The sequence below is a fragment of the Pyxidicoccus fallax genome (assembly GCF_012933655.1).
In the GTDB taxonomy this organism is placed as follows: Bacteria; Myxococcota; Myxococcia; order Myxococcales; family Myxococcaceae; genus Myxococcus; species Myxococcus fallax.
In genome coordinates, this window is the sequence record NZ_JABBJJ010000025.1 from 43,041 (window position 1) to 65,310 (window position 22,270).

Below are 22,270 nucleotides of genomic sequence, written 5' to 3' on the forward strand. Positions count from 1 at the left end.
GGGCTCGGCAATCAGGGCGGAGTGCCCGCGCCCATCGCCACCGCCTGTGCCTCGCCCGGCGCCTTCACGTTGTCGCCGGGCGAGCGGTCGATGAGCACGTTGAGCGGATCGATTCCCACCTCCGCGGGCTTCACGGGGACGGTGAACGTGATTTCCGACTCACCCTTCGGCACCTTCCGCTTCTCCAGGAAGAGGGCCTCGCCCTTCTCGTCGAGCGCGCCGACATCCATCCAGTCGTTGAAGTCCAGCTCCGTCTGGGCGCCCTTGTCATCGGCGCGGTACTTCTTCGCCATCACCTTGAGGGTGACGTCCCACGAGCCCTTCTCGTTCTTGCGCACCTGCGCGTCCACGACGCGGTTGTCGTAGAGGGTGATGGTCTCGAAGAGGTCCTCCAGGAGGTACTGGTACTCCGGCGGTGTCTCCTCGCGGATGAAGCCGAGCAGCTCGGTGGAGCCCGTGTACGGAGGCCCCCGGAAGCGCACCTTCTCCACGTAGCGCTTGAGGGCGCGGTTGACGCGCTCCTCGCCGATGAAGTCCTGCAGCGCGTACATGACGAGGCTGCCCTTCTGGTAGTGGATGTACTGCTGGTTCTCCACGCGGGACAGCGGCAGCTCCTTCTTCTGCTCCAGGGCGCGGCCCATGAGGTAGCGGTCCAGCTCGAAGCGGAGGAAGCGCTTCATCTTCTTCGCGCCGTAGCGGTGCTTCATCACCATCAGCGCCGAGTACTGCGCCATCGTCTCGGACGTCAGGGTGGCGCCCTGCGCGTAGCCCGCGACGACCTGGTGCGCCCACCACTGGTGGGCGATCTCGTGCGCGGTGACGTAGTACGGGTAGTCCACGTCGTCCGCCTTGTCCTCGCGCACGCGGGCGATGAAGCCGAGCGCCTCCGAGTAGGGGATGGTGTTGGGGAAGGCCTGGGCGAAGGAGTTGTAGCGGGGGAACTCCAGGATGCGCGCCTGGCGGTGCTGGTAGGGCCCGAAGCTCTCGCTGCAGTACTCCAGCGCGTCCTTCATGCCGCGCATCATCCGGTCCAGCGCGTAGGTGTGCGTGGGGTGGTGATAGATCTCCAGCTTCACGTCGCGCCACGTGTCGCGCATCACCGTGTAGCGCGCGGACAGCACGGAGAAGAAGTTGAGGATGGGCTGGTCCATCTTGTAGCGGAAGAAGCGCCGGCCGCCCTCGGTCCACTCCTTCTCCAGGTAGCCCGGCGCCACGGCAATCTGGTCCGGCGAGGTGCTCACCGTGGCCTGGAACGAGATGAAGTCCGAGTCCGAGCGGATGTAGTTGACCTCCCGGCCCTTCGGGTCATCGCGGTCCGGCATGCGCTCCCTGGGCGGCAGGCCGTACTCCTTGCGGTCGCGGTCCTCGGTCAGCTCCGTCTGGTCCACGTAGCCCAGCACCGGCAGCTCGAAGTTGTTGAAGAAGGTGCCGTTGCCGGCGATGTCCATGTCCGGCCCTCCGTGCTTGAAGCCGCGCGTGCCGAACTCCAGGTCGAAGGTGAGGTCCGCCTCGGCGCCGGGGGCCAGCGGCGTGGGCAGCTCGTAGACGAACAGGTCCAGCTTCTCGTCGTGTGACGCGGCCGAGTCCACCCCGGCGAGCGACAGCTTCCGCACCCGCGCGTCCTCGGAGAGGCCGATGAGCACCTTGGAGACGGGCGCCTGCGTCTTGTTGCGGACGCGGTAGGTGCCGAGCGCCTCCAGGCGCTTCTCCTCCGGATGGATGTGGAAGGTGACGTCCGCGGCGATGATGCTCGGGTGGGGCAGGGCGGCGTAGGACTTGTATTCCTTCTCGTACCGCGCCTGCTCGCGCTCGTTGTCCTTGGCGGTGACGTACGGGTTGAGGACGTGCGTGTTGTAGAAGATGAACGCGCCCGCCCCCAGGAACACCAGCAGCGACAGGGCGGCGGCCACGTTCCACCCGGTGGAGCGCCGGGCCCTGGCCGCGGCCCATCGTTCCTTCCACCGCGCCTCGCGCCCGCGCACCGTCAGCAGGTAGCCCACCGCGACGAGCAGCGCCGCCAGTCCGTACCAGTAGAGGCGGTACGTGAAGACCACCGGCAGCAGGCCACCGTACCCGTTCATGTCCGAGTACCGGACCACCGGCTCGGAGCCATAGCGCACCAGCTCGTCCTCCACGCCCAGCAGGCCCAGGCCGGCCTGGGACACGAAGTAGAGGACCATCACCAGATACGCGAGGTACTTCTGGTGGATGAGCACCTGGGCGAAGAGCGCCAGCGCGCACAGGAGCACGTCGCGCGAGAAGTCCAGCACCAGCAGCTGCGTGAAGTAGAGGCTCCACTCGATGTCGAAGAAGCCGCGGCCCACCTGGGACACGAGCGCGGCGGCGGCGGCCACCGCCTTGAGTGAGAGCACGACGAGCAGCAGCGCCACCAGCTTCGAGCCGTAGCCCACCCACGTGGGCGCGCGCGTGGCGTCCACGATGTCGCCGAGCCCCGCGTCGCGCTCCTTCCACACCAGCTCGCCCGCGTAGAAGGTGAGGGTGATGACGGTGAAGGTGCGGAACGTGCCTGACGCCAGCTCCAGCACCTGCCACGTCACCGGGTAGGTGGGCGTGCCGAAAATCTGTCCGGACAGCAGCACGCCGAAGGTGACGAACGAGAGCCCGGCCACCACGAAGGACCAGTACACCGGCGAGCGGAGCACGTCGCGGAAGGCGAGCCACGCGGACGACAGCATCGTGAGGACCCAGCTCCCCGTCGTGGGCGTGGCCGGGGTGGAGGGCAGGGCAAGCGGAGGCGGTGAGACGGGCTCACCCATGGGGCGCTTGCCGCTGTGCTCCTCCACGGTGGTGCGGAAGCGGGCCACGGACAGGCCGAGCAGCGCCGCGCCCGCGGCGAGCCACAACAGGCGGTTGGTGAGCAGCAGCCCGGTGAAGGGGACGAGGTCCCGGTTGCGCTCGGCGGGCGTCCAGTACCGCGTCACGGTCTCGAAGGTGATGAAGCCGAACGGATCCAACAGCGCGCCCAGCTCCTGGTACTGCACGTCCGCCACGGCGGAGGTAATCACCGTGTAGCCCAGCACCAGCACCACCATGCCCACGTACACCGGGGCCATGCGCCGGGTGAGCGCGGCCAGGGTGAAGAAGAGGGCGCCGCAGAAGAACAGCGTGGGCCAGACGCCCACGACGTACGGCCACAGGTACGCGGCCGTCTGGTGCTCAGTGAGCTGCGTCGGGTCCATGAAGTACGCGACGCCCAGGCCCACCACGAGGCCCGGGAGGATGGCCAGCATCAGCGCGGCGCTGACGACATACGCGCCCAGGAACCGGCCGACGAGGTACGGGGCCTTCTTCACGTTCTTCGTGAAGATGAGCATCCACGTGTTGTGGCCGAAGTCCTGGTAGGCGGCCTGCCCGAAGATGGCGGCGACCATCAGCAGGCCGAAGTAGGCCAGGGTGGTGATGAGGCTGTAGAGCGTGTGGGGGCTGTTGACGAGCACGCGCTCGGCGCCCGAGGCCGCCGAGAAGCCCTTGAAGACGCCACCGATGGCGAGCGCCAGCAGGAGGCCGGCACCGGCCAGCGCCACGGCGTAGACATAGGTGGAGATCATCTTCACCCGGCGCCGCAGCTCGAAGAACACGAGGGCTGAGAACATGGCGCGCCTCAGGCCTGCTGCTGCTTCTGGGCCCGGGTCAGGGCGTGGAAGTAGACGTCCTCCAGGTCGGGGCTCGCGGGCTCGAAGTCCGGCGGCGCGCTCTCGGCGTGGACGTGCACCAGCCGCTGCCCGGCGACGCGGCGCACGGCGATGACCTCCAGCTCCTTCATCAGCGCGTCCAGCTCCTCCTGGCTGGAGACGAAGCGCTTCCACACGCGCCCGCGCAGCGCGTCCACGAGCTTGAGCGGGTGGCCGCTGAGCACGACGTTGCCGTGGGCCATGATGGCCATGTTCTGGCAGAGGTCCGCCACGTCCGAGACGATGTGCGTGGACAGGAGGACGACGACGTCGGCGCTGATCTCCGCGAGGAGGTTGTGGAAGCGGAAGCGCTCGGCGGGGTCGAGGCCGGCGGTGGGCTCGTCGACGATGAGGAGCTTCGGGTTGCCGAGCAGCGCCTGGGCGATGCCGAAGCGCTGCTTCATGCCGCCGGAGAAGCCTCCGAGCCGGCGGTCGCGGTGGTCCCAGAGGTTGGTCTTCTGGAGGAGCGCCTTCACCGCGTCATGGCGCGGGCCGCGCTTCGCGAGCCCCTTGAGCTGGGCGAGATGGTCGAGCATGTCCCAGGCGGAGACCTTGGGATACACGCCGAAGTCCTGGGGGAGGTAGCCGAGCACCTCGCGCAGGCGGTCCTTGTCCTTGCGGACGTCGATGCCGTCGAAGGTGAGGGTGCCCGAGTCCACGTCCTGCAGCGTGGCGATGCTGCGCATCAGCGTGGACTTGCCGGCTCCGTTGGGCCCGAGCAGGCCGAACATGCCGCGAGGGATGGAGAGGTTGACGCCCTGCAACGCGCGAGTGCCGTTGGGGTAGGTCTTCGACACGCCTTCGAGTCTGAGCTCCATGGCGGGCACGCTAACCGATTCCCAAGAGCGGTGCGCACGGAGCAGCGGGCCGGTAACATGAGGCCATGTCCTTCCTCCGCCGGACCTCCGCCGTGGCGCTCGCCTGGAGCCTTTGCGCCTGTGGCGAGGGAGAGCCGGTGATGCTGGAAGCCGTCGCCGCCGACTGTGGGAGCGGCCCGGCGCAGCACCTGGACCGGCTGCCGTCGGGGAGCATGGTGCTCAACGCGTACTTCCTCCAGGAGGAGGCCACGCGTGACGTGCGGCGCGGGGCGGCGGAGTCTCCGGTGCTGGAGGAGGTGCTGGCGAAGGCCGCGGCGCTGGGCGTGCGGGCGCTGCGGACCAACGGGCACAACGACGCGGCGGAGAAGGTGGGGGACAGCGCCATCCAGGTGGCGCCGCTCCAGTACGACGAGGCGGCGCTGGTGGGGTTGGATTGGGTGCTGGCGCGCGCGCGGGTGCATGGCGTGCGGCTGGTGCTGCCGCTGGGCAACTACTGGGATGCGTATGGTGGGGCGCGGCGGTACGTGGAGTGGGCGGGGCTGCCCCGGCCGGTGGAGGGCGACCCGCGCTTCTTCACGGAGCCGGCGGTGGTGGCGCACTACAAGGCGTACGTGGCGAACCTGCTGAACCGGGTGAACACGGTGGACGGCATCCGCTACGGCGACCACCCGGCGGTGCTCGCGTGGGAGCTGCTCAACGAGCCGCGCGGGCGGGGCCTGGACAAGCAGGGCGTGGCGATGCGCGCGTGGATTGATGACGTCGCGCGTGAGGTGAAGACCCACGCTCCGGGCCATTGGGTGGGCACGGGCGAGGAGGGCTTCGAGCCGTCACCGGAAGGGTACGACGGGGCATTCTGGGCGGCGGTGGGGACGACGATGCTGCGCACGCCGGGCTCCAGCTTCGCGCGCAACACGGCGTCGCCGTACATCGACTTCGCGTCGGTGCACTTCTACCCGGAGGCCTGGGGGCTGGACGGCCCGGGCACGGCGGTGGCCGGGGCGAAGTGGATTTCCGAGCACGTGGAAGTGGCTCGCAGCCTGGGCAAGCCGCTGCTGGTGGGCGAGCTGGGGCTGCGCAACGAAGGGGATTTGGACCTGTCGCAGCGGCGCGCGCTGTACCGCGGCTGGCTGGAGTGCATGCGCGAGCAGGGCGTGGGCGGCGGGGCGCTGTGGATGTTCGCCAACGACGCGCGCCCGGACGCGTGGGACGCGCACACGTTCTACTTCCGCGACGGCACCGTGCCCGAGGACCCCGTCAATCGCTACGCGGACCTCATCATCGAGGCGGCGGCCGCGGCGGCGCGGTGAGGGTGTATCAGAAGCCTGGCAAGCGCAATCACCCGCTCGACCCTTCGTGTGTCACGTTCAGCAAAGGCAATGAATGGCACGAGCAACTCGACGAGTTTGTCGCCCCGGACCCTCACAGGGGAACCCTCCATGTCGAAAATCGCCGTACTCGCACGAACCGTGCGGGTGCTCGCCGTTTGCGGACAAAACTTCGAACATAGCGAGCAATCCCATGATTCTTGGCATTGGAACGGACAACAGCCTCATGATGAGGAAGACCCCGCAGGCGCCGTGGGAGAAGCTGGGCTCCCTGCAGATTCCCTGACGAACGCCCCGGGGACACGCGGGCAGGCCTCCCGTCCTCGCGTGTCCCCTGTCATCGATACGCGTGCCAAGGGCTCGAGCGCGTACCTGGCGGCGTCGAGCTCTGGAGGAATCTCCGGACTGACTGCTCCGGACTAGAGGTTGGGCACCCAAAGTTCGCCCGACAGGACGAGCGGGCGGTCCTGGGCATCGAGTTCCAGATGTCCCGGTCCCTCGAAATTCAAGCCCACGAAGACGCCGGACAGGTCGTCCCATGCCGAGCCCGTCCAGCGCAGGGCCTGGAGGGACCTCAGGTTGTCCTCGACCGGGCACACCAGGACGACGGGCGCGCCCGTGGTGTCCAGCCGGAGCCCCTCGAACTGGATGACGTCCTCCAGGTGGGCGAGCGGAGTCCAGGCGCCCTGCTCGAGGCGCAGCAGGTGCAGGGTGGTGCCTTCCAACCAGGCCACCACCGGCCGCCCCACGGCATCCACCTCCAGGGCGAAGGGCGGAGCAGGCGTCGGGCCGCCCGTCCAGACCGGCCCGGCTACGGGCTCCCAGGCCAGACCCGTCCAGCGCAGCACCTTCAAGGAGGTGCCCTCGGGGGCCACGGGCTGCTCGACGAGCGCGATGACGGGGGTGCCGTCCTCGCCCATGGCGAACTCGAACGCCTCGACCGGGTTATCCAGCGTCCCCAGGGGGGACCAGGCGCCGTCCTGCCAGCGCTGCACGTGCGGCGTCCTCTTGAAGTGGGGTCCTTCCCACACGCCCTGCATCCAGGCCAGCACGGGAGCGCCCGTGGCGTCCAGGTGCAGGCCGACGAGGCTCGCGTCCACGAGCTTCGGCCCCAGGGGCTCCCAGGCCGAGCCCGTCCAGCGCTGCACGGTGAGGGCACTGTGAAAGCCCGAGTGGGGCGTGCCCCAGTGCTCACTCAGGGCCATCACCAGCTGGCCCGCGCCATCGAACCGAAGCGCGGTCCGGATGGTGCCGGGGCCATAGGGCGCGGGGCCGGAGACGCGCTGGGCCAGCGGCTCCCAGGCCGAGCCCGTCCACCGGAAGAGCTCCACGTCCGGCGTGGGGGCCACCAGTCGCGCCACCACGGGGAATCCCGCGGGGTCGAGCGTCATCCCGCGCGCGTCGGAACCAGGGGTGGCGGGGGCCCCCACGCTCAACAGCCGGGGGACGCGCCACGTCCAGGGCTGCCCGGGCAGCACGAGCGCGTTGCCCGCCCTATCGGTGAGGCCCGCGTCCAGATGCAGTGTCAGGGCGGCCGGCGCGGTGAGCGCCGCGGGCTTCACCTTGAGCACGGTGTTCGCCTCTTCGAGGATCCAGGTGGCCTCCACCGGCTGGCCATCGCGTTCGAGCCGCACCGTCTCGCGCGTGAAGGACTCCGGACGCATCGCCTCGGAGAAGCGCACCTCGAGGGTCGCGTGCACGGAGACGTTGGTGTTTTCCGGCTCGGGCGTGCCTTGGATTGCCTGGGGCGCCGTCCGGTCCACGATCACCCGGTGGCCCAGGCTGAATGCCTCCTGGCGCGCGCGCCGGGCGCGCGCGGTGAGCACGTAGCTGCCCTCGGGCAGCGCGCGCGTGTCCCATTCATAGGTGTACGGGGCGGACAGCGGGGCGAGCAGCGCGCCATCCACCAGCAGCTCGATCTCTTCGGGCTGTCCGGTGCTCGTCACCTGGACGGTCACGATGTCGCGGGTGGACGTGGCGTCTTCGGGGGTGACCAGGGTCACGCTCAGTCCGCGTGGATTATCACAGCCACCAGCGAGGACGAGCAGCAGGAGCAACCAGGAGCGGGAGAGGCGCATGCCCGCGACCATAATGCATTCCCACACGCTCCGTTTCAGGAAGTTGCCTTTTGAAATCGATTGCCTCTGGGATATCCCCAATCCTGGCATGAATTCATTGCATGTCTGGATTTCACTGTTTTCGGGAGCATGAGCAACACCCCGCTGCTTGGGGTGGCCCTCGCGCCGGGACCCGCCTCGCACCTGGGGCACCGGTCACGAGCGCGGTTCGCTGGGCGAACTGGGGCATGCCCCATTCTAGATGGTGTTCGCCCCTCCCCGTTGAGGCGGACGGCGCCTGCGGACAGGGCTTGGGGTCACCGGCCTGGATTTGCCCTCTGATTCCCACCTTCGAGCGCGCCCTCCACGTTCAGGCCTCGCGCTTTGGACGAGAAGGTCACCTCTCCGCAGGCGTGAACTTCCCGAACACCGCCCACGGAGTCACCTATTGCTCAGCGCGTGGGCAGCTCGCGGAAGGTGATGCCGTCCAGTTCCAGGCGGCGCACGGCATCCACGAAGCGCTCAGTTCCAATAACCATGGTGGCGAAGTTGCCCACTCGGAACAGGTCGCGGTCCGTTGGAAGGGAGGCCTCATCCAGGACAGGGTCGTCGGGTCGTGCGAGCGCGAACCGTCCACAGGTGGGGCAGGGAGGTGGCTCGTCCGGCGGTATGCAGTCCGGGTGGAGCCGGCCGCGCGGCTCAATCTGGAGTTCCAGCAGCTCCGGCGGGTTCTTCTGACGGAATCGCAGGGCCGTCCCACAGCCGAGCAGCCCTCGCACCCCCGCGGTTTGGAGTTGCTCCAGTGCATCCCGGCGCACGAGTACGACCGATGTCAGCCATTCGAAGGCGGCGAGCTTTCCGGAGGCACGCCCCGTCAACGGCCCGAAGCCTGTACCGGGTGGGAGCTCGACATTCGGAGGCGCGAGGGGGCGCACCAGCTCGCGCAAGCGTGAGAACTCGGTGAAGGGCTCGGGCCTGGGCGTCTCGAATTCGGCGCGCTCTGGCAGTTGCGACAAGTCGACGCAGGGATAGTCGTGGCCTGTACTGCTCCAGGTGACACCGCACGTGTGGCAGCTCGCGCCGGGCAGTCCCCAACGGTGGGTTGCGTCAACGTATCCCCCGTACCGCGCTACCACCGCCCTGTCCTCTCTCAGCCAGAAAAAGCGGCTCATTCGTCCTCACGCTCCCAAGCTGAATAGTAGGGCTGGATGAGGCCTCCCATGAGCTGGAAGCGGTGGATGAGCTCTCCAGCGTGTTTGTAGATGTCGGTGGGGCTCGCATTCGGTTTTGCCTCCCTGAAGTCCCGCCAGGCCTGGTTCCACGGGCCCCCACGCCCATCATTGCCGTGAATCCTCCTGTGGAGGTCTCGCGGGATGGGCATGGTGTAGTGGTGGACCTTGACTCCCTGCTTTTCGAACCACGTCCGGAGCCGTTGCTCCTGAGGGAAGATGTGGTGTTTTTCCCAACGTCCGGGCGTGAGCTGGTGGGAGGGCGGGATGAGTCGCTCCGGGGCACCGTTCCAGTTGGGGAACACCATGACGGCTCCCCCTGGCAGGCTTTGCGCGCCGCCCCAGTTTCGTCGCGGGCCACTGCCTGGCGCAGCGGCGGCCGCAGGGGGGGCGAGCGGGCGGGAATCGCGCCAGCTCGACTTCACTGGGCGCGTCCTCGCAGCGATAGAGGCCGCAGGTGTCGCCCAGGCACAACGGGGTGACGCATTGGTCCTCGTGGGGCGCTTCGCATTCTAACTCAGTCGCTTCCCTGCGCTGGTGATGGGGCGGCGTGGTGGTGGCGCAGCCCAGCCAGTACAGGGCGAGTAACGAGAGCAAGAAAGCGCGACGGGGCCGCATATCCGGCGAACCCTAGCCCAGCGCGATAACCACCGGGGACGGAGAAAGGGCTGGTGTCGCGGCGTAGCCTGCCGGTGGCCTCGTGACTGGCTTCGTCCAGCCCGGTGCACCGCGGACCGAAGAGGTAGGCTGGGCGGGTGATTGCGAGCCTGCTGGGTAGCATCGGCCTGTTCCTGCCGGGGATGATCCTCATGACCGACGGCCTCAAGGACGCGGCGGGGGAGGCGCTCCGGCGGGTTCTCAGCCGGTTCGTGAGAGGGCCGCTGTCGGCGCTGCTGTCGGGCGCCGGGTAGCGGTGGAGGCCGCGCGGCGGACCATGGCGGAGGTGGGCGTGCTCGTGCTGGAGCGCACGGACGAGTCCGGAGATCTGTCGAACGTCGCCCTGTGCACGATGAACCATGCGAATCGCCCCATCGCAGGCAGGTGACGGAACGACGTTCGAAGAAGTCTAGATGCGCTAAAAAGCCTCCAATGACCCTCGCTCCCACGCTGTACGACTTCCAGGTCGCCTTGAGCCACGTCGACCGCTCGATCGACCAACCCCAGTTGATGGTCAAGCTCGCGCGCCACCCGTCGGAGACGATGCAGCGCGCCTGGCTGCGCGTGCTCGCGTTCTGCTGGCTATGGGAGGAGCGGCTCGCCTTCGGCAAGGGCCTGGCCGAGCCGGATGCGCCGGACATCGAGTGCCGTGACTACACCGGCCTCGTCACGAGCTGGGTGCGCGTGGGCAAGGCGGATCCGGTCAAGGTCCAGCGCGCCGTGGACCAGAACCCCCACGCCCGGGTCACGGTGATGTTCGAGTCCCCCCAGCGCATGGAGGCCTTCCTCGCCGAGGCCCAGGAGGCACGGTCAAGACGCGCGCGAGGCTGGCACAGGAGAAGTTGGCGGAGCTGCTGCGCGGCGCGGGGCCCGCAGTCCGGGAGGGTGGTACAGGCAGAGCTAAATCGGAGGCCTGGATCCAGATTCGCGCACACGCCCCACTTGTGAGAAGAGGTCTTCAATGCAGCTTACCCACCTTCGAATCGAGAACTTCAAGGGCATCGCCCAGCTTGAGATCCCCTTCATCAAGGAGGGGACGAAGCAGGTGCGTCCCTTGACGATGCTTCTGGGCGACAACGGATCGGGGAAGACGACGGTGTTGCAGGCGATGGCGCTCACCCTCTCCCTGGCGACGCGCCGGACAGAGGAGCCTTCCAGCTTTGAGTGGCCCGGTTTCCTGGCCGAGCGTGTTTCGAGCAGTGGATCCACGCGTGTCGAACTCGATGTGCGTTTCGAGGCCGATGAACTCGCCGCCACAAAGGAGCTCTACTTACTCTGGTCGAAAGCGATCCAACCGCATGCTCAGGGGGTTCATACTCCACCTGGAAACCACCAGGACGTACGACTGGTCTACCAGGACGGCTTTGTCCATGCGCTGCAAGGGGAGGGCGCTCTTGCTCAGTTCCTGGGGCGGTTCTTCATCCGATACCTGCTCCGCACCCATCCCTCGCTGCGACAGTCCTTTAGCAGGGTCGGTGACGTTTTCTGGTTCGACCAGCACCGCAACTTGATGTCTCTTGGCAGCGACCAGGAACGTGGCATCGAGCGCTTGCGCGAGTTCCTCGTCGGGTGGTGGGGATTCCACACGTCTCCCCGCAGGACGGAGGCATCGGACTATCTTGGCCGGCTTCAGAAGCGCTTCGCTGACCTCTTCCCGGGCACCGCATTCATTGGTGTGGAGCCACGTGCCGTGGGGAGGGCGCCGAGCGCCTTGGACTCCTACTTCCTAATCGAACGGGATGGCCGCGTCTACGATCTGGCGGAGATGTCATCAGGTGAGCAGGCCGTGTTCCCCCTGCTCTACGAATTCGTCCGTTTGGAGATTGCTCGATCGGTGGTGCTCATTGATGAGCTTGAGCTGCACCTTCACCCGCCTCAGCAACAGGCGCTTCTTTCGTCCCTGCGGCGGATCGGACCGAACTGCCAGTTCATTATCACCAGTCATTCCCCGTACCTGGAGTCAGTTGTTCCCGGGGATGAGGAGATTCGGTTGAGCGGGGGCCAGCGATGCCTGTGAGCCTCCTCCTAGTAGAGGGCAAGTTGGACGCGGAAGTCCTCGAACCGATCATTGCCACGATGCCGGTTCGGCCGGTGGTGGATATTGGGGGGCCGAAGGGCTCACTCAAGCCAAAAGCGCGAGACAGGCGCGTCAGCAACAAGATCCAGGCTTGTTATGTGCGTGATCGTGACTTCGACTTCGATCCTCCGTTGGACCTCGCGCGGCCTACCGAGGATTCTCGCCATGGCACACCGAGCACCATCCTGGGATGGCGGTGGTGCCGACATGAATTGGAGAACTATCTGCTGGAACCGTTATTGGTCGCTGCAGCGACCGGATGGAATGAGGCGGACTACTCGCAAGCGCTGCTGGGGGCAGCGCGGAGTATCACTCCATACACTGCGTCGCGCTGGGTCATGGGTGTGGCCCGCCGCAGCCTGCCGCCCTTCAAGGAACTGCCCACCCGGCCAGATGCCGTGAGCAACAATGAGATTCGAATTCCGTCGGACTGCTCCGAAAAGGCCAGCTCCGATTGGGTGCGCCAGCAGATTGAATTGTTTCGCCAGCAGGTGGATAGTTCTCTTGCTGCGAATGTGATTCAGGCTTCATTTGACCTGTATCTCCAACGACTCTCCGCCCAGTCCCAGCCTCACGAGATCCTGGTTTGGCACTCCGGGAAGGATCTTCTCGCTGCTATGCAGCCGCTCATCGCTAAGCGGCCTGAATCCGACCCTGTCTCTTTCCGGCGCACGCTTCGTGATTGGGTTCGGGACAACCCGACCAACACGCTTGCGTTCCTTCCTGAATGGAAGGAGTTGCTCACGTTTCTTGCTGCATGAGCGCTGAGGTATTCTCTCATTTTCGATTTTCCCTCGGAGCTTGCCTGGTCGGCTGCAAATGGGTTCTTCAAAGGTGGCGCGAGGCAGGCCCAGTGCCTGGCACACCGGCGCCACGCCCAGCTCGTCGACGGCCTCCTGTGCCACCGCCATCAGGGCTCCTCGTTGGGCTTGGGGAGTTCCACTCCCAGGATTTCCGAAACTTTTTTTGGAGGTCCAGCAGGGCCTCGGCGCGCTTGAGGCGCACCTGGGCTTGGGCCAACTGCTTCTCCAGTTCGGCCACGCGCCGGGCGCTCGCGTCGGGCACCTGCGCCGGCGGGCCGCGCTTCTTCGGGCTGCGGGCCGACAGCTCTCCCGCATTGCGCTGGCGTCGCCACGCGCTCAGCAGCGACGAGTACAGCCCTTCGCGGCGCAGCAGCGCCCCCACTTCACCGGGCTTCGTGCAGCGGTCTGCCTCCGCCAGCACTCGCAGCTTGTACTCCGTCGTGAAGCCTCGCCGCCTGGCCTTCTCCACCACCTCGGTCTCCCGGACCCGAGCTTCTTCCACCACCGCATTCATCGTCCCTGCCTGGGTCGCCCTGCACACTAAACTGCCGGGTACGGACTGTCTCACTCACCTTGGCAGAGAGGAATGCCCCCCGCTCGATGGCGGCATACTTCTGGCGCGCTCGTGCGGAGCGCATTTGGGAGGCGGGACTCCCGCCCAGGCCTCGTTCGGTGGCCTGCAGCTCTGTTTCAGTCGCAGTGCAACGCATCGCACAGACGCCTTGCTGAGACATTTGTCTTTCGGAGGCATTTACATAACGATGACATTGTACGCGGCAGGCGACGCACGCATGCCTTCCACCACATCATTTTGACACACCGCCACCTGGTACGCCAACATGTCTGCGATCTGCTGCACACGATTCAACGACCAGCCCCAGTTTCCGTAATCCAAAGAGACCTCTCCGTTACTCCACACTCTGCTCGTGTCATTATCAAGAACGGTAGAGATATGGGTGAGGTTGCCGTGAATTATGACGGTATTGATTTCCGCAATGTAGTCATACACCATGGTAAGATGCCCGTAGACAGAGGTCGAGGCGTGCGGAACATTGATGATAGGCACCTTAGTGGAGACCAGCGTCGCTCTGTTCGATTGCCCAGCTTCATCGGGCCAGTGAACGTTAACAACGGCAGTCGCGAGATTTGCCTGAACTTCCATGGGCACACCGCCGCTAAAAGTAGCCTCCGTCATGGGTGTGCATAGCGTAACGTAGATGTTGTAGGGGATAGTGGCAGGCATTTTGTGTCCTTTCATTCTGGGTTGGATTGACTGCCCGTGAGAGGTCCTTAGCCCAAGGTTAGCCCATGACTTCGCAGAATAGAAGACCGCCTCCTCCATGCTGACAGCAAGAGGTGAAAGTGGGGGCGCTCTGCGCGGCTTGTTACGGCTGTGCGAAGCTCACGGCCTCATGGTGCGCTTCGACGAGCGTGAGGGGCTCGCGAGCGCCGAGGACGCGAATGACCTCACGCTCGGTAGTTGCATAGTCCTGGCGCGCGCGCGTAGCGCATCCGGGAAGTGGGACTGCCGTCCAGGCTACGTGCGGCAGCCTACATCTCGGCCTCAACAGCGGCGAGGCGCTGGGCGAGGGCTCTGCGGTGACTTAGTCCTAAAGTCGTAGATCAATGCGAGCGCCGTGAGCCCGGTAATGGCAGGTCATGGCGACGGCCTGGTGGTGACGTCGCCAGTGACTCCACGCCAGGACATGCGACAGCGGCGTAACCGCCCGTCGAAGCAGCGCCAGTAGCAGCCCTCGCACCTCCTGGACGGAGTAGCGGACGAGAGCCATCAATACAGGCCGCGCTGGCCGAGAAACTCGCGCATGGGGTTTTTTCGTATCGGCAGGCCGGGCGCTTTTGGGGGGAGCGCCTCCTGGGACGAGAGATTGGCCATGGCACGTACGGTAGCCAGGAAGACGTGGGCCACCAGGCACAGCGTCATGTGCCGGTGCCAGGCCGTCCAGGTGCGCACCTCGTAGTCCGCCAATCCCACCTCGCCCTTGGCGGACTCGAAGTCCTCCTCCACCGCCCACCGACTGCCCGCCACCCGCACCAGGGAGGCCAGCGAGGCGTTGCGTCGGGCGTGGGCCACGTAGAAGGCCACCTTCCCATCCGCGAGACTCCGGGGAAAGAGCAGCCACCGTGACAGGCCCAGGTGCCGGTTGAGGCGCATGCGGGCCTATTCGTAGAGGCGAGGGCCCTTGGTGCCCGCGCCCGCGGACAGCCGCCCCCAGGCTTCCTGCGGGACGTGCTTCACCATGTCTCCCGGCTTCACCTGGTAGAAGCCGCGCCAGACGTGGGTGTTGGAGGCGACCGTCAGCACGTAGGGCTGATGCAGCTCTTCCAGGAAGCGACGCAGCGTGTTGTCACGGCCGTAGACTTCATCGCCCACCACCCACGCGGGCTTCAGGCTCGCCTCCAGTGCTCGCTGCAGCATGCCCTGCGCTAGCGCCGGCTTGGATTCGAAGCTCACCTCCTCGGGGATTCCTCCTGCCCTGCGGCGCTCCGCGTCCTGCGTCCAGGCCTCGGGCAGGTACAGCTCCCGGTCCACCAAGGCGTGGCCTCGAGGCGTCACGTACGACAGGAAGACACCCACCTGGGCATTCTCCACCTTGCCCGCGGTGCCGGTGTACTGGCGTGCCACGCCCACGGACTTCTCGCCCTTCTTCAGGAAGCCCGTCTCGTCCACCGCCAGGATGCCGCCTTCGCCCAACGCCCTGCGTGCGTACGTTGCTCGGCACGCCCACGGATGTTCAGGGGCGGGAGGTCGACGACCCGTGGATGTTCTATCGGGGCGAGCGACTCCCGGAGCTCGGCCCCTTGAAGCTCCCTGTCACTGTCCCGAGAAGGGCACTCGACTTTTCGCGGGCGGCGTTCGCGGCCCCAGTGGTCCACGCCCGAGTGGGTTCCGTTCTTTCGGAGCTGGCTCCCGAGGAGGTACAGACCCTGCTCGTGGAGATTGAGGGCCAGCCTGAGCCGTTCTTCATTCCGGTGGCGACGCAGCTCATTCCGTGCATTGACGAGCAAGCATCCAGACACATCAGGAAATGGCCCCCGGAAGATGGTCGGCCCGAGAAGCTGGGGAAGTACCGGGACGTGCGGGGCATGCGAATCGACCCGTCGAAGGTAGGTGACGCCAGGATCTTCCGCCCCTGGGGCTGGGCCATCGTGCTGATTGTCCGGGAGGACATCAAAGACGCCTTGGAACGCATGGGGGCCACTGGGCGACGCTCGAAGAAGTCTAGATGCGCTAAAAAGCCTCCAATGACCCTCGCTCCCACGCTGTACGACTTCCAGGTCGCCTTGAGCCACGTCGACCGCTCGATCGACCAACCCCAGTTGATGGTCAAGCTCGCGCGCCACCCGTCGGAGACGATGCAGCGCGCCTGGCTGCGCGTGCTCGCGTTCTGCTGGCTATGGGAGGAGCGGCTCGCCTTCGGCAAGGGCCTGGCCGAGCCGGATGCGCCTGACATCGAGTGTCGTGACTACACCGGCCTCGTCACGAGCTGGGTGCGCGTGGGCAAGGCGGATCCGGTCAAGGTCCAGCGCGCCGTGGACCAGAACCCCCACGCCCGGGTCACGGTGATGTTCGAGTCCCCCCAGCGCATGGAGGCCTTCCTCGCCGAGGCCCAGGAGGCGAAGGCCCCGCGCGTGGCCAGGGCCGAGCTCGTCGCCGTGGACGCGGACCTGTTGAGCGCGCTCTCCCCGTTCGACTCACGGCGGCTCAAGCTGTCGCTCACCTTCGTCGGTGACCACGTCTATGTCGACTGCGAGGGCCAGAGCTTCGACGGCCCCCTCACCCGTGGAAGCCTTTGAGCCTCGGACACTCCGCTCAGTGACGCAGCAGCCACGCCGCGAGCGGCTGCCATGCGAGCGAAGGCGCATCCTCCGCGTACAAGAGGTCGCCGTGGCCGAAGTCCTCGGCGACGCGCTCCGGCCCGAACCGGCGGACGACGAGCGTGGTGACATCCTTCGACGACACCCGCGTCGTCGAGTACAGCCCGTAGTCACCGAACGCGCCCGCGGCGCCGAGATAGAACAGCGGAACACGGATGTTCGCGAGCTCCGGCCGCGGGGTCGTGCCACACCAGATCTCATCGAACTCCACCGTCTCACGCAGCGACTGGTGCGGCGTCGCGCCAGCGAGCCAGGCGCTCACGCTGTCCTCGGACGACTCGCGCAGCCCCGTGACGTTGCCCTCGGCATCAATGACAGGCGCGCTCAGGTGGTACAGCGGCGTGTACGGCGCGAACCAGTACGTCAGTCCCAGGAACGCGGCCAGGGCTCCGCGATTCGTGTAGGGCGGGAACAGCGGAGACACCTCCTCGGGCGCGCTCCGGGCCAGCTGTCCCAGCTCGATGAAGAAGCTGTTCTCGGAGTCCGTCACCCCCTGGGCCAGCGCCTCGCGCCCCGCCGCGGCATTGGCGCACGCGAAGTCCCGCAGCTCCGAGTGCTCGGGAGCGATGTCGTAGTAGGCATCCAGCACGGCGAGCGCGGAGACGTGACGGCCGTCGGCGGCGGCATACGCGTAGGCGAGCTGACCGCCATGCGAGAACCCGCCCAGCGCGATTCGCCCCGCATCGTGGTCGGTGAGGGCCCGCGTCGCCCGAGCGAACGCGAGCGCGACCGAGACATCCCCCAGCTCCTGCTCCACCCCCATCTCGCCCAGGTCCGAGATGTCACCGTCGGCGGCGGGCAGCGTCCAGCGCCGATCGACCCCCCACGCATCGATGCCCCGAGACACCAGATACGGGGCAAGTCCCGGCGCCGATGAGGCGGGGCTGCCGAGCGTCGGCGCGAAGTTCGTGACGAAGTTGGCGAAGTCGCCGTGCATCAGCATCACCGCGTGCTGGGTCCTCCGCGGCAGCCACGGCGCGCGCTCGCGAACCACGCGATGGACGCGCACCACGGCGTTCGGCGCGGAGCCGACGCGAAGGTCGAATTGGTAGTGATAGATGTCGGCGGTGACGCGCTCGCGCTTCACCGCGAGCGGCGTGCGGACCGAGGCGAGCTGCTCCGCTTCGGTGAGGCGCTGCGGAGATGCGAAGGCGGACGCGCACGCGGCGAAGACGACGACCGCGAGACTGATGCGGGACATGGAGAACTCTCTCTGGCAATCGACCAGCGTCGTAACGGGCCCTCGAAATGTCACGGGCCACGACCCGGAAACGTCAAAACCAGAGTGGGCATATCGCGCGGAGTCATCGGCGATATGGCCCGTGCCGCGGACGCGGGCGTCATGCGGACGCCCGCGTCACGGCTTCGCTCAGGTCCTCACGACGCCATCGAAGACGCCGTACCCGCCCGGAATGAAGAAGTCCTTCCCGGGCAGCAATCCGTAGGCGCGAAGCACCGTCGCCGCGATGTCCTGCGCCTGCGGCGTCCGCGTCACGGTTTCTCCGGACTCCTCGACGAGCCGTACCGGAATGCCCATGGGCGAGCCCTCCATCCTCTCGTCGTAGCCGCCGATCATCTGGTTCCCCTGGATGCCGCCCCCCACCAGGAGGGCACACGTCGCGGGGTGGTGGTCGCTGCCCACCTTGGGGAACGTCCGCCCGAACTCGCTGTAGACGTAGACGAGCGTCTCATCCAGCAGCGAACGCGACGGGTCCGAGCGGCTCGGAGTCAGGCTCATCTCCAGGCACATGCGTCCCACCATCTCAAAGGCGATGCGCAGGTACTGGGCGTGCGTGATCTGGCCGTTGACGAAGTGGGAGTCGAAGGTGAAGCCCTCGATGCTCGTCGCCCGCAGGTTGACGGTCGACACCAGGTCGGACTTCAGCAACTGGAGCGCGAACGCATAGTCGCCCATCGACGGCATCGTGCCGCAGGCATCCGAATAGCCGGTGCAGGCCATCCAGTCCTCGGGATAGGCGGGGTCCGCCTTGAGCTTCTCCCAGGCGGGCGTCTTCTCGAGCACCGACAGCATGTCCCGGCGAATCGTGCGGCTGGCGCCCTTGTACGTGTCGTAGAGCTGCTCCAGGTACGCGTCCGTGCCGGCGCTGGAGGTGCCACGCTCGCGGCGCACCGCCTTGAGCAGGGCCGAGTCCACCGCCGTCGCGGGCACCGTGCCGGACATCGGCGTGCCATCGAAGGCGAGGTCCGGCTCATTCTTCCGCGCTCGCAGGCCGTACCACGTGCCTTCACGCCGGTCGGAGAGCGTGGGCTCCACCGTCGCGCTGGAGGAGAGCAGCGTCGGGTTCGCCAGCGCGGGCAGCCCGAGCGCCTGGGGCAGCGGCCCACCCAGGGCGACATTGGGCAGCGGCCGATCCGGGAAGCGTGAGGCCATCGCGTTGGCGACGACGGCCTGCACCGACGGGGCCCGGAAGGTGGAGCCGGCGACACCGGACATGCTCGCGATGAGGCCGCTGGCGTGCGCGGCCGTCCCCTGGTCCGCCCCCACCAGCAGCACCGCCTTCTCGTAGAGCTTGTACTTCGGGTTGGCCCAGACGTACCCCTCCGGGCGGTAGACCTGCTCGTTGTTGACGACGGGGTTGTTCCCGTCCTTGTCCGCCGGGTTGGCCCAGTTCCAGTAGACGGGCACGCGGAGCTTGCGAGCGGGCCCGGGGGACAGCAGGTCCACCGGCGAGCGGTCCAGGTGCTCTACCTGCTCGGGGTTGTACCCGTAGGCGTATCTGCCGCCCTGCGCGCGCGGAATGAACTTCTGGATGCCCGCGCGCGTCATTGGCGCGAAGAAGGACTCCCAATGGAGCCCGCCCACCAGCCAGATGGCCAGCATCTTCGTGGGCCGGCCCGACGCCGACTGCGCCATCGCCGTCGGCAGTCCATACCGCGCCAGCAGCCCGACCTGCGCGGCCCCGAAGGCCGCTTGAAAGAGATTGCGACGAGAGAGCTTCATGGCGGGCCTCAGTAGAAAATCCAGTGCGGGTGGCGGATGAAGTACGAGCAGACCCCCACGTAGGCGGGCTCGGTGTCGGTCGGAGTCGCAAGCGGCACGAAGACGTCCGTGTACAGCTCGTCCACCTGCGCGTCGGTGAAGCGCTCTCCCAGGAAGTGGAGGGACCAGCGCTTCAGCGTGGCCTTGACCTCGGCCGGGTTCGCCGTGCGCGCCGTGCCCTTCGGGAACAGCGCCGTGTTGCCCTGCTTGGCGAGCGCGTACCGGCACCAGCGCTGGGAGACCTGCGTCAGCGTCAGGGCAAGGGTGGGCGAGGGGGTCCGGTCCGCGGAGACCTGGTTCATCACCGAGCCTCCGCCCAGCCCGTGGTAGCGCTCGCCGCTGATGTACTGCCGGGGGGAGGGGATGGCGTCCGGCGGCTGGAGCGGGAGGTACTCCTCGCCCCGGGACTCCGCCATGTCGAAGCCGAACTCCTTCGCATTGACGAAGAAGTCGTCGTACCCCAGCCCGAGCTGCTGGTAGAGCGCGCGCTGAATCTGGCTCGCGCTCATGCGGGTGATGCGCGGGGCGTCCCGGTTCGGCCGGGGATCGCGCTGCTGCTCGCCGAGTCCCCGAATCCAGGAGCGCACCGCCTCCACGGAGAGCGTCGCGGCGCCTTCCGAGACGAGCTGCTCGTAGGACTTCTGACCGATGGGCATCTGCTTGAAGGAGCCGGTGCCCCGGCCCTCCAGCAGCCGCACCAGCTCGCTGTCATCCGGACTGCCCGGCTTCACCATGCGGGTGTCGGAGACCAGCAGGGCCTGGAAGGCGTCCGCCGAGGCGAAGTAGCCGCGCGCGCCCTGCGCGTGACACCCCTCGCAGTGCGGCTTGAGGCCCTCCATGACGCGCACGGTTTCCGAGGTCGCCGGCGTGCCGCAGGCCGCCTGCGCCTGGCCGCGGGTGTTGGACGGAGTCACCTCCGAGCTACAGGAGGCAAGCCAGGGGAGCACGAGGAGCAATGCGTAGCGGTTCATGTCAGCGCCCCCTCTGGAAGAGGTCCGACTGCGTGAGTGCCTTGACGTACGGCCGGACCTTGCGGCCCGCGGAGATGAAGCGCGCCACCTGGTCCTCCAGGTAGCCCGCCTCCTTCGTCGGGTCGATGTCCCGCCCCATCACCTGCGCGTGCAGGTGGCGCACGACACACCGGTCGAACGAGCCCGAGGCGACGATGAGCTTGGCGAAGCCCAGTGGCCCCACCGTCCCGTCACTCACCTGGCCCAGCAGGTTCTGCTCCGGCGGCAGGAAGTCGATGAAGACGGCCTCCGGGTTCGCCGCGGCCTGGGCCTCCGTGACGGGCGTCAGGAGCGTGTCGGGCATGTACCAGCGGTTCCAATGGATGAACGGGTCGGTGTGAAAGGGGTACTCGCTGGTGCGCCACCGCGGGTTCCAGTGCCACACCTTGCCAATGCCGGGCATCGGGTAGGTCGCGCCATGGCCCTCGAACCCGTGGCCTATCTTCGCGTAGCGCTTGAAGTGGATGGCCGCCGGATCCACCCGGCGGTGGCAGTGCTGGCAGGGCCCCTCCGTCCCCGGGTCCCTCTTGTATTCGTTGAACTCCTGTCCCTGCGGAGGGGAGAGCTCCTCGCACGCCAGCATCTCCAGCGCCCGCGCGCCACGCACGCGCTCGCGGGGGTAGGTGCTGAGGAAGCCGAGGCTGGTGAGCATGCCCGCGGCGGGGATGCCCTTCATGGCCGCGGTCTGCGTGCGCGGGTCGTACCGGTAGTCTCGCTCCTCCAGGAAGAAGGGGTTGCGGGCCGGGACGGAGTACTCGCGCCAGGCGGTCGGGTCGCCCTGGGTGTGCTCGGGGTCGACCGGCGCGTTGGCGAAGCGTGACGGCCTCCACCAGGAGTCGTCGTCGAGCAGGTACGTCAACTCGCCGGCGAGTCCCTGCATGACGTAGGCGGCCTGCAGGTTCGTGGGCCCCACGGAGTAGCTGCCCAGGATGAGGTCCGTCATCGGCCGGTCGTGCCAGCCGATGTGCGCGAACAGGCGGGCGGGCTCCTCGGCGACGAGCCGCCGCTGGCCCAGCGGGCTGTGGAGCCCATAGTCCTCCCAGCCCGGATAGCTTCCCCTGTCGGCGTGGCAGCGCACGGCGGCGGGCCCGCAGCCACAGTTCGCGACGGGGCCCGCGGTGACGCAGTTCACCGTCACCGGGAAGCCGCTCGCGTCGTAGGTCTGCCCCGTGGGCGACACGCTCGCCGCTTTACCGACCAGCACCGCCGTGGTGCCCGGCGCCCACCAGGGCTCGATGGTGCGCTCCTCCGCGGGGGTCCCATCCGGCTTCTGGCCCTGACAGGCATTGGCGTCGTCGCGGAAGTACTTCCACGCTCCGGCCTTCGGAGTGCCCTCCGGGCACCGGACGATGGAGCGCTGCTGCTGCAAGCCATACTCCGGTGGATCCGCCGTCGGACCCACGGGCGGGATGTTGAACCAGTCGCGCGCCGACTCGAACAGCGTCCGGTAGAAGGCGGGCTGCTGGAGCGTCCGGTCCACGAAGGCAGAGACGTAGGCGCGCTGCGCGGCCTCGTCTCCGGCGGCCTCCAGCGCGGCGTACTCCGCGTCCGTCGGAGGCTCGCCTCTCAGTGCCAGCGCGGTGCGCCGCAACAGGCGGCTGGGGACGAGCACGTCGGCCGGCTCGCCCGCGTCGGGGCCGTCCTCGGGCGGGGGCTCGACGCAGCCGGCGTCCTGGCCATTGGGGCCGGGGCCAGGGCCGGGGC

Annotated in this window: 18 protein-coding genes and 1 pseudogene; 6 read left to right on the top strand and 13 right to left on the bottom strand. The window is 67.4% G+C overall.

Annotated features, from left to right (window positions below):
• Nucleotides 1–11: 11 nt before the first annotated feature.
• Together HG543_RS07925 and HG543_RS07930 are read right to left on the bottom strand one after the other, a co-directional pair.
• Nucleotides 12–3,614 (bottom strand): ABC transporter permease/M1 family aminopeptidase, encoded by a 3,603-nt coding sequence (locus HG543_RS07925; protein ID WP_169344082.1) that lies wholly within the window; start codon nucleotides 3,612–3,614, stop codon nucleotides 12–14.
• Nucleotides 3,615–3,622: 8 nt separating this feature from the next.
• Nucleotides 3,623–4,510, bottom strand: a complete 888-nt coding sequence (locus HG543_RS07930; RefSeq protein WP_169344083.1) for an ABC transporter ATP-binding protein — start codon at nucleotides 4,508–4,510, stop codon at nucleotides 3,623–3,625.
• A 65-nt stretch (nucleotides 4,511–4,575) separates the two neighbouring features.
• Between HG543_RS07930 and HG543_RS07935 the strand changes: the two genes are divergently transcribed.
• Entirely contained in the window at nucleotides 4,576–5,817 is a 1,242-nt protein-coding gene (locus tag HG543_RS07935) for a cellulase family glycosylhydrolase (protein ID WP_169344084.1), read from the top strand.
• A gap of 437 nt (nucleotides 5,818–6,254) precedes the next feature.
• On the opposite strand, the gene HG543_RS07940 is transcribed toward HG543_RS07935, so the two are convergent.
• From HG543_RS07940 to sitA6, 3 genes and pseudogenes are all read right to left on the bottom strand, one after another.
• Nucleotides 6,255–7,838, bottom strand: coding sequence for an Ig-like domain-containing protein (locus tag HG543_RS07940; protein ID WP_169344085.1), 1,584 nt, complete (start codon nucleotides 7,836–7,838; stop codon nucleotides 6,255–6,257).
• Between the two features lie 506 nt (nucleotides 7,839–8,344).
• Complete coding sequence (gene sitI6 / locus HG543_RS07945; protein WP_169344086.1) at nucleotides 8,345–9,064, bottom strand: SitI6 family double-CXXCG motif immunity protein; 720 nt, start codon at nucleotides 9,062–9,064, stop codon at nucleotides 8,345–8,347.
• Nucleotides 9,061–9,739: pseudogene (sitA6, locus tag HG543_RS07950) on the bottom strand (SitA6 family polymorphic toxin lipoprotein). Before sitA6 ends, sitI6 begins: the two are co-directional and overlap by 4 nt.
• A gap of 137 nt (nucleotides 9,740–9,876) precedes the next feature.
• Between sitA6 and HG543_RS07955 the strand changes: the two are divergent.
• The 4 genes from HG543_RS07955 (at nucleotide 9,877) to HG543_RS07970 (ending at nucleotide 12,616) form a co-directional block, all read left to right on the top strand.
• Nucleotides 9,877–10,032: a hypothetical protein gene (locus HG543_RS07955; RefSeq protein ID WP_211193795.1), complete on the top strand. Its 156-nt coding sequence runs from the start codon at nucleotides 9,877–9,879 to the stop codon at nucleotides 10,030–10,032.
• Nucleotides 10,033–10,210: 178 nt separating this feature from the next.
• Nucleotides 10,211–10,726, top strand: a complete 516-nt coding sequence (locus HG543_RS07960; RefSeq protein WP_169344087.1) for a YaeQ family protein — start codon at nucleotides 10,211–10,213, stop codon at nucleotides 10,724–10,726.
• Nucleotides 10,727–10,739: 13 nt separating this feature from the next.
• Entirely contained in the window at nucleotides 10,740–11,795 is a 1,056-nt protein-coding gene (locus HG543_RS07965; protein ID WP_169344088.1) for an AAA family ATPase, read from the top strand.
• A gap of 23 nt (nucleotides 11,796–11,818) precedes the next feature.
• Entirely contained in the window at nucleotides 11,819–12,616 is a 798-nt protein-coding gene (locus HG543_RS07970; protein WP_169344089.1) for a hypothetical protein, read from the top strand.
• A gap of 67 nt (nucleotides 12,617–12,683) precedes the next feature.
• On the opposite strand, the gene HG543_RS07975 is transcribed toward HG543_RS07970, so the two are convergent.
• From HG543_RS07975 to HG543_RS07990, 4 genes are all read right to left on the bottom strand, one after another.
• Complete coding sequence (locus HG543_RS07975) at nucleotides 12,684–13,172, bottom strand: transposase (RefSeq protein WP_169344090.1); 489 nt, start codon at nucleotides 13,170–13,172, stop codon at nucleotides 12,684–12,686.
• A gap of 237 nt (nucleotides 13,173–13,409) precedes the next feature.
• Nucleotides 13,410–13,901 (bottom strand): hypothetical protein, encoded by a 492-nt coding sequence (locus HG543_RS07980; RefSeq protein WP_169344091.1) that lies wholly within the window; start codon nucleotides 13,899–13,901, stop codon nucleotides 13,410–13,412.
• A gap of 546 nt (nucleotides 13,902–14,447) precedes the next feature.
• Nucleotides 14,448–14,831 carry a hypothetical protein gene (locus tag HG543_RS07985; RefSeq protein ID WP_169344092.1) on the bottom strand — a complete coding sequence of 128 codons (384 nt, stop codon included), beginning with the start codon at nucleotides 14,829–14,831 and terminating at the stop codon, nucleotides 14,448–14,450.
• A gap of 6 nt (nucleotides 14,832–14,837) precedes the next feature.
• Nucleotides 14,838–15,371 (bottom strand): IS701 family transposase, encoded by a 534-nt coding sequence (locus tag HG543_RS07990; protein ID WP_169344093.1) that lies wholly within the window; start codon nucleotides 15,369–15,371, stop codon nucleotides 14,838–14,840.
• A gap of 551 nt (nucleotides 15,372–15,922) precedes the next feature.
• On the opposite strand from HG543_RS07990, the gene HG543_RS07995 reads away from it, so the two are divergent.
• Nucleotides 15,923–16,474, top strand: a complete 552-nt coding sequence (locus tag HG543_RS07995) for a YaeQ family protein (RefSeq protein ID WP_169344094.1) — start codon at nucleotides 15,923–15,925, stop codon at nucleotides 16,472–16,474.
• Between the two features lie 16 nt (nucleotides 16,475–16,490).
• Here HG543_RS07995 and HG543_RS08000 read toward each other — a convergent pair whose 3' ends face one another.
• The 4 genes from HG543_RS08000 to HG543_RS08015 all read right to left on the bottom strand — a co-directional run.
• Nucleotides 16,491–17,756, bottom strand: coding sequence for an alpha/beta fold hydrolase (locus HG543_RS08000; RefSeq protein ID WP_169344095.1), 1,266 nt, complete (start codon nucleotides 17,754–17,756; stop codon nucleotides 16,491–16,493).
• A gap of 168 nt (nucleotides 17,757–17,924) precedes the next feature.
• Nucleotides 17,925–19,517 (bottom strand): DUF1501 domain-containing protein, encoded by a 1,593-nt coding sequence (locus HG543_RS08005; RefSeq protein WP_169344096.1) that lies wholly within the window; start codon nucleotides 19,515–19,517, stop codon nucleotides 17,925–17,927.
• Between the two features lie 8 nt (nucleotides 19,518–19,525).
• Nucleotides 19,526–20,527, bottom strand: coding sequence for a hypothetical protein (locus HG543_RS08010; RefSeq protein WP_169344097.1), 1,002 nt, complete (start codon nucleotides 20,525–20,527; stop codon nucleotides 19,526–19,528).
• Between the two features lies 1 nt (nucleotide 20,528).
• Nucleotides 20,529–22,270 (bottom strand): hypothetical protein (locus tag HG543_RS08015; RefSeq protein ID WP_169344098.1); only part of this gene is annotated, 1,742 nt, incomplete at its 5' end.

Coding starts and splice junctions, on each gene's coding strand:
- HG543_RS07960 (WP_169344087.1), top strand. CDS start 10,211: ATGACCCTCGCTCCCACGCTGTACGACTTCCAGGTCGCCTTGAGCCAC.
- HG543_RS07930 (WP_169344083.1), bottom strand. CDS start 4,510: ATGGAGCTCAGACTCGAAGGCGTGTCGAAGACCTACCCCAACGGCACT.
- sitI6 (WP_169344086.1), bottom strand. CDS start 9,064: ATGAGCCGCTTTTTCTGGCTGAGAGAGGACAGGGCGGTGGTAGCGCGG.
- HG543_RS07980 (WP_169344091.1), bottom strand. CDS start 13,901: ATGCCTGCCACTATCCCCTACAACATCTACGTTACGCTATGCACACCC.
- HG543_RS07965 (WP_169344088.1), top strand. CDS start 10,740: ATGCAGCTTACCCACCTTCGAATCGAGAACTTCAAGGGCATCGCCCAG.
- HG543_RS07995 (WP_169344094.1), top strand. CDS start 15,923: ATGACCCTCGCTCCCACGCTGTACGACTTCCAGGTCGCCTTGAGCCAC.
- HG543_RS08000 (WP_169344095.1), bottom strand. CDS start 17,756: ATGTCCCGCATCAGTCTCGCGGTCGTCGTCTTCGCCGCGTGCGCGTCC.
- HG543_RS08005 (WP_169344096.1), bottom strand. CDS start 19,517: ATGAAGCTCTCTCGTCGCAATCTCTTTCAAGCGGCCTTCGGGGCCGCG.
- HG543_RS08010 (WP_169344097.1), bottom strand. CDS start 20,527: ATGAACCGCTACGCATTGCTCCTCGTGCTCCCCTGGCTTGCCTCCTGT.
- HG543_RS07925 (WP_169344082.1), bottom strand. CDS start 3,614: ATGTTCTCAGCCCTCGTGTTCTTCGAGCTGCGGCGCCGGGTGAAGATG.
- HG543_RS07975 (WP_169344090.1), bottom strand. CDS start 13,172: ATGAATGCGGTGGTGGAAGAAGCTCGGGTCCGGGAGACCGAGGTGGTG.
- HG543_RS07985 (WP_169344092.1), bottom strand. CDS start 14,831: ATGCGCCTCAACCGGCACCTGGGCCTGTCACGGTGGCTGCTCTTTCCC.
- HG543_RS07935 (WP_169344084.1), top strand. CDS start 4,576: ATGTCCTTCCTCCGCCGGACCTCCGCCGTGGCGCTCGCCTGGAGCCTT.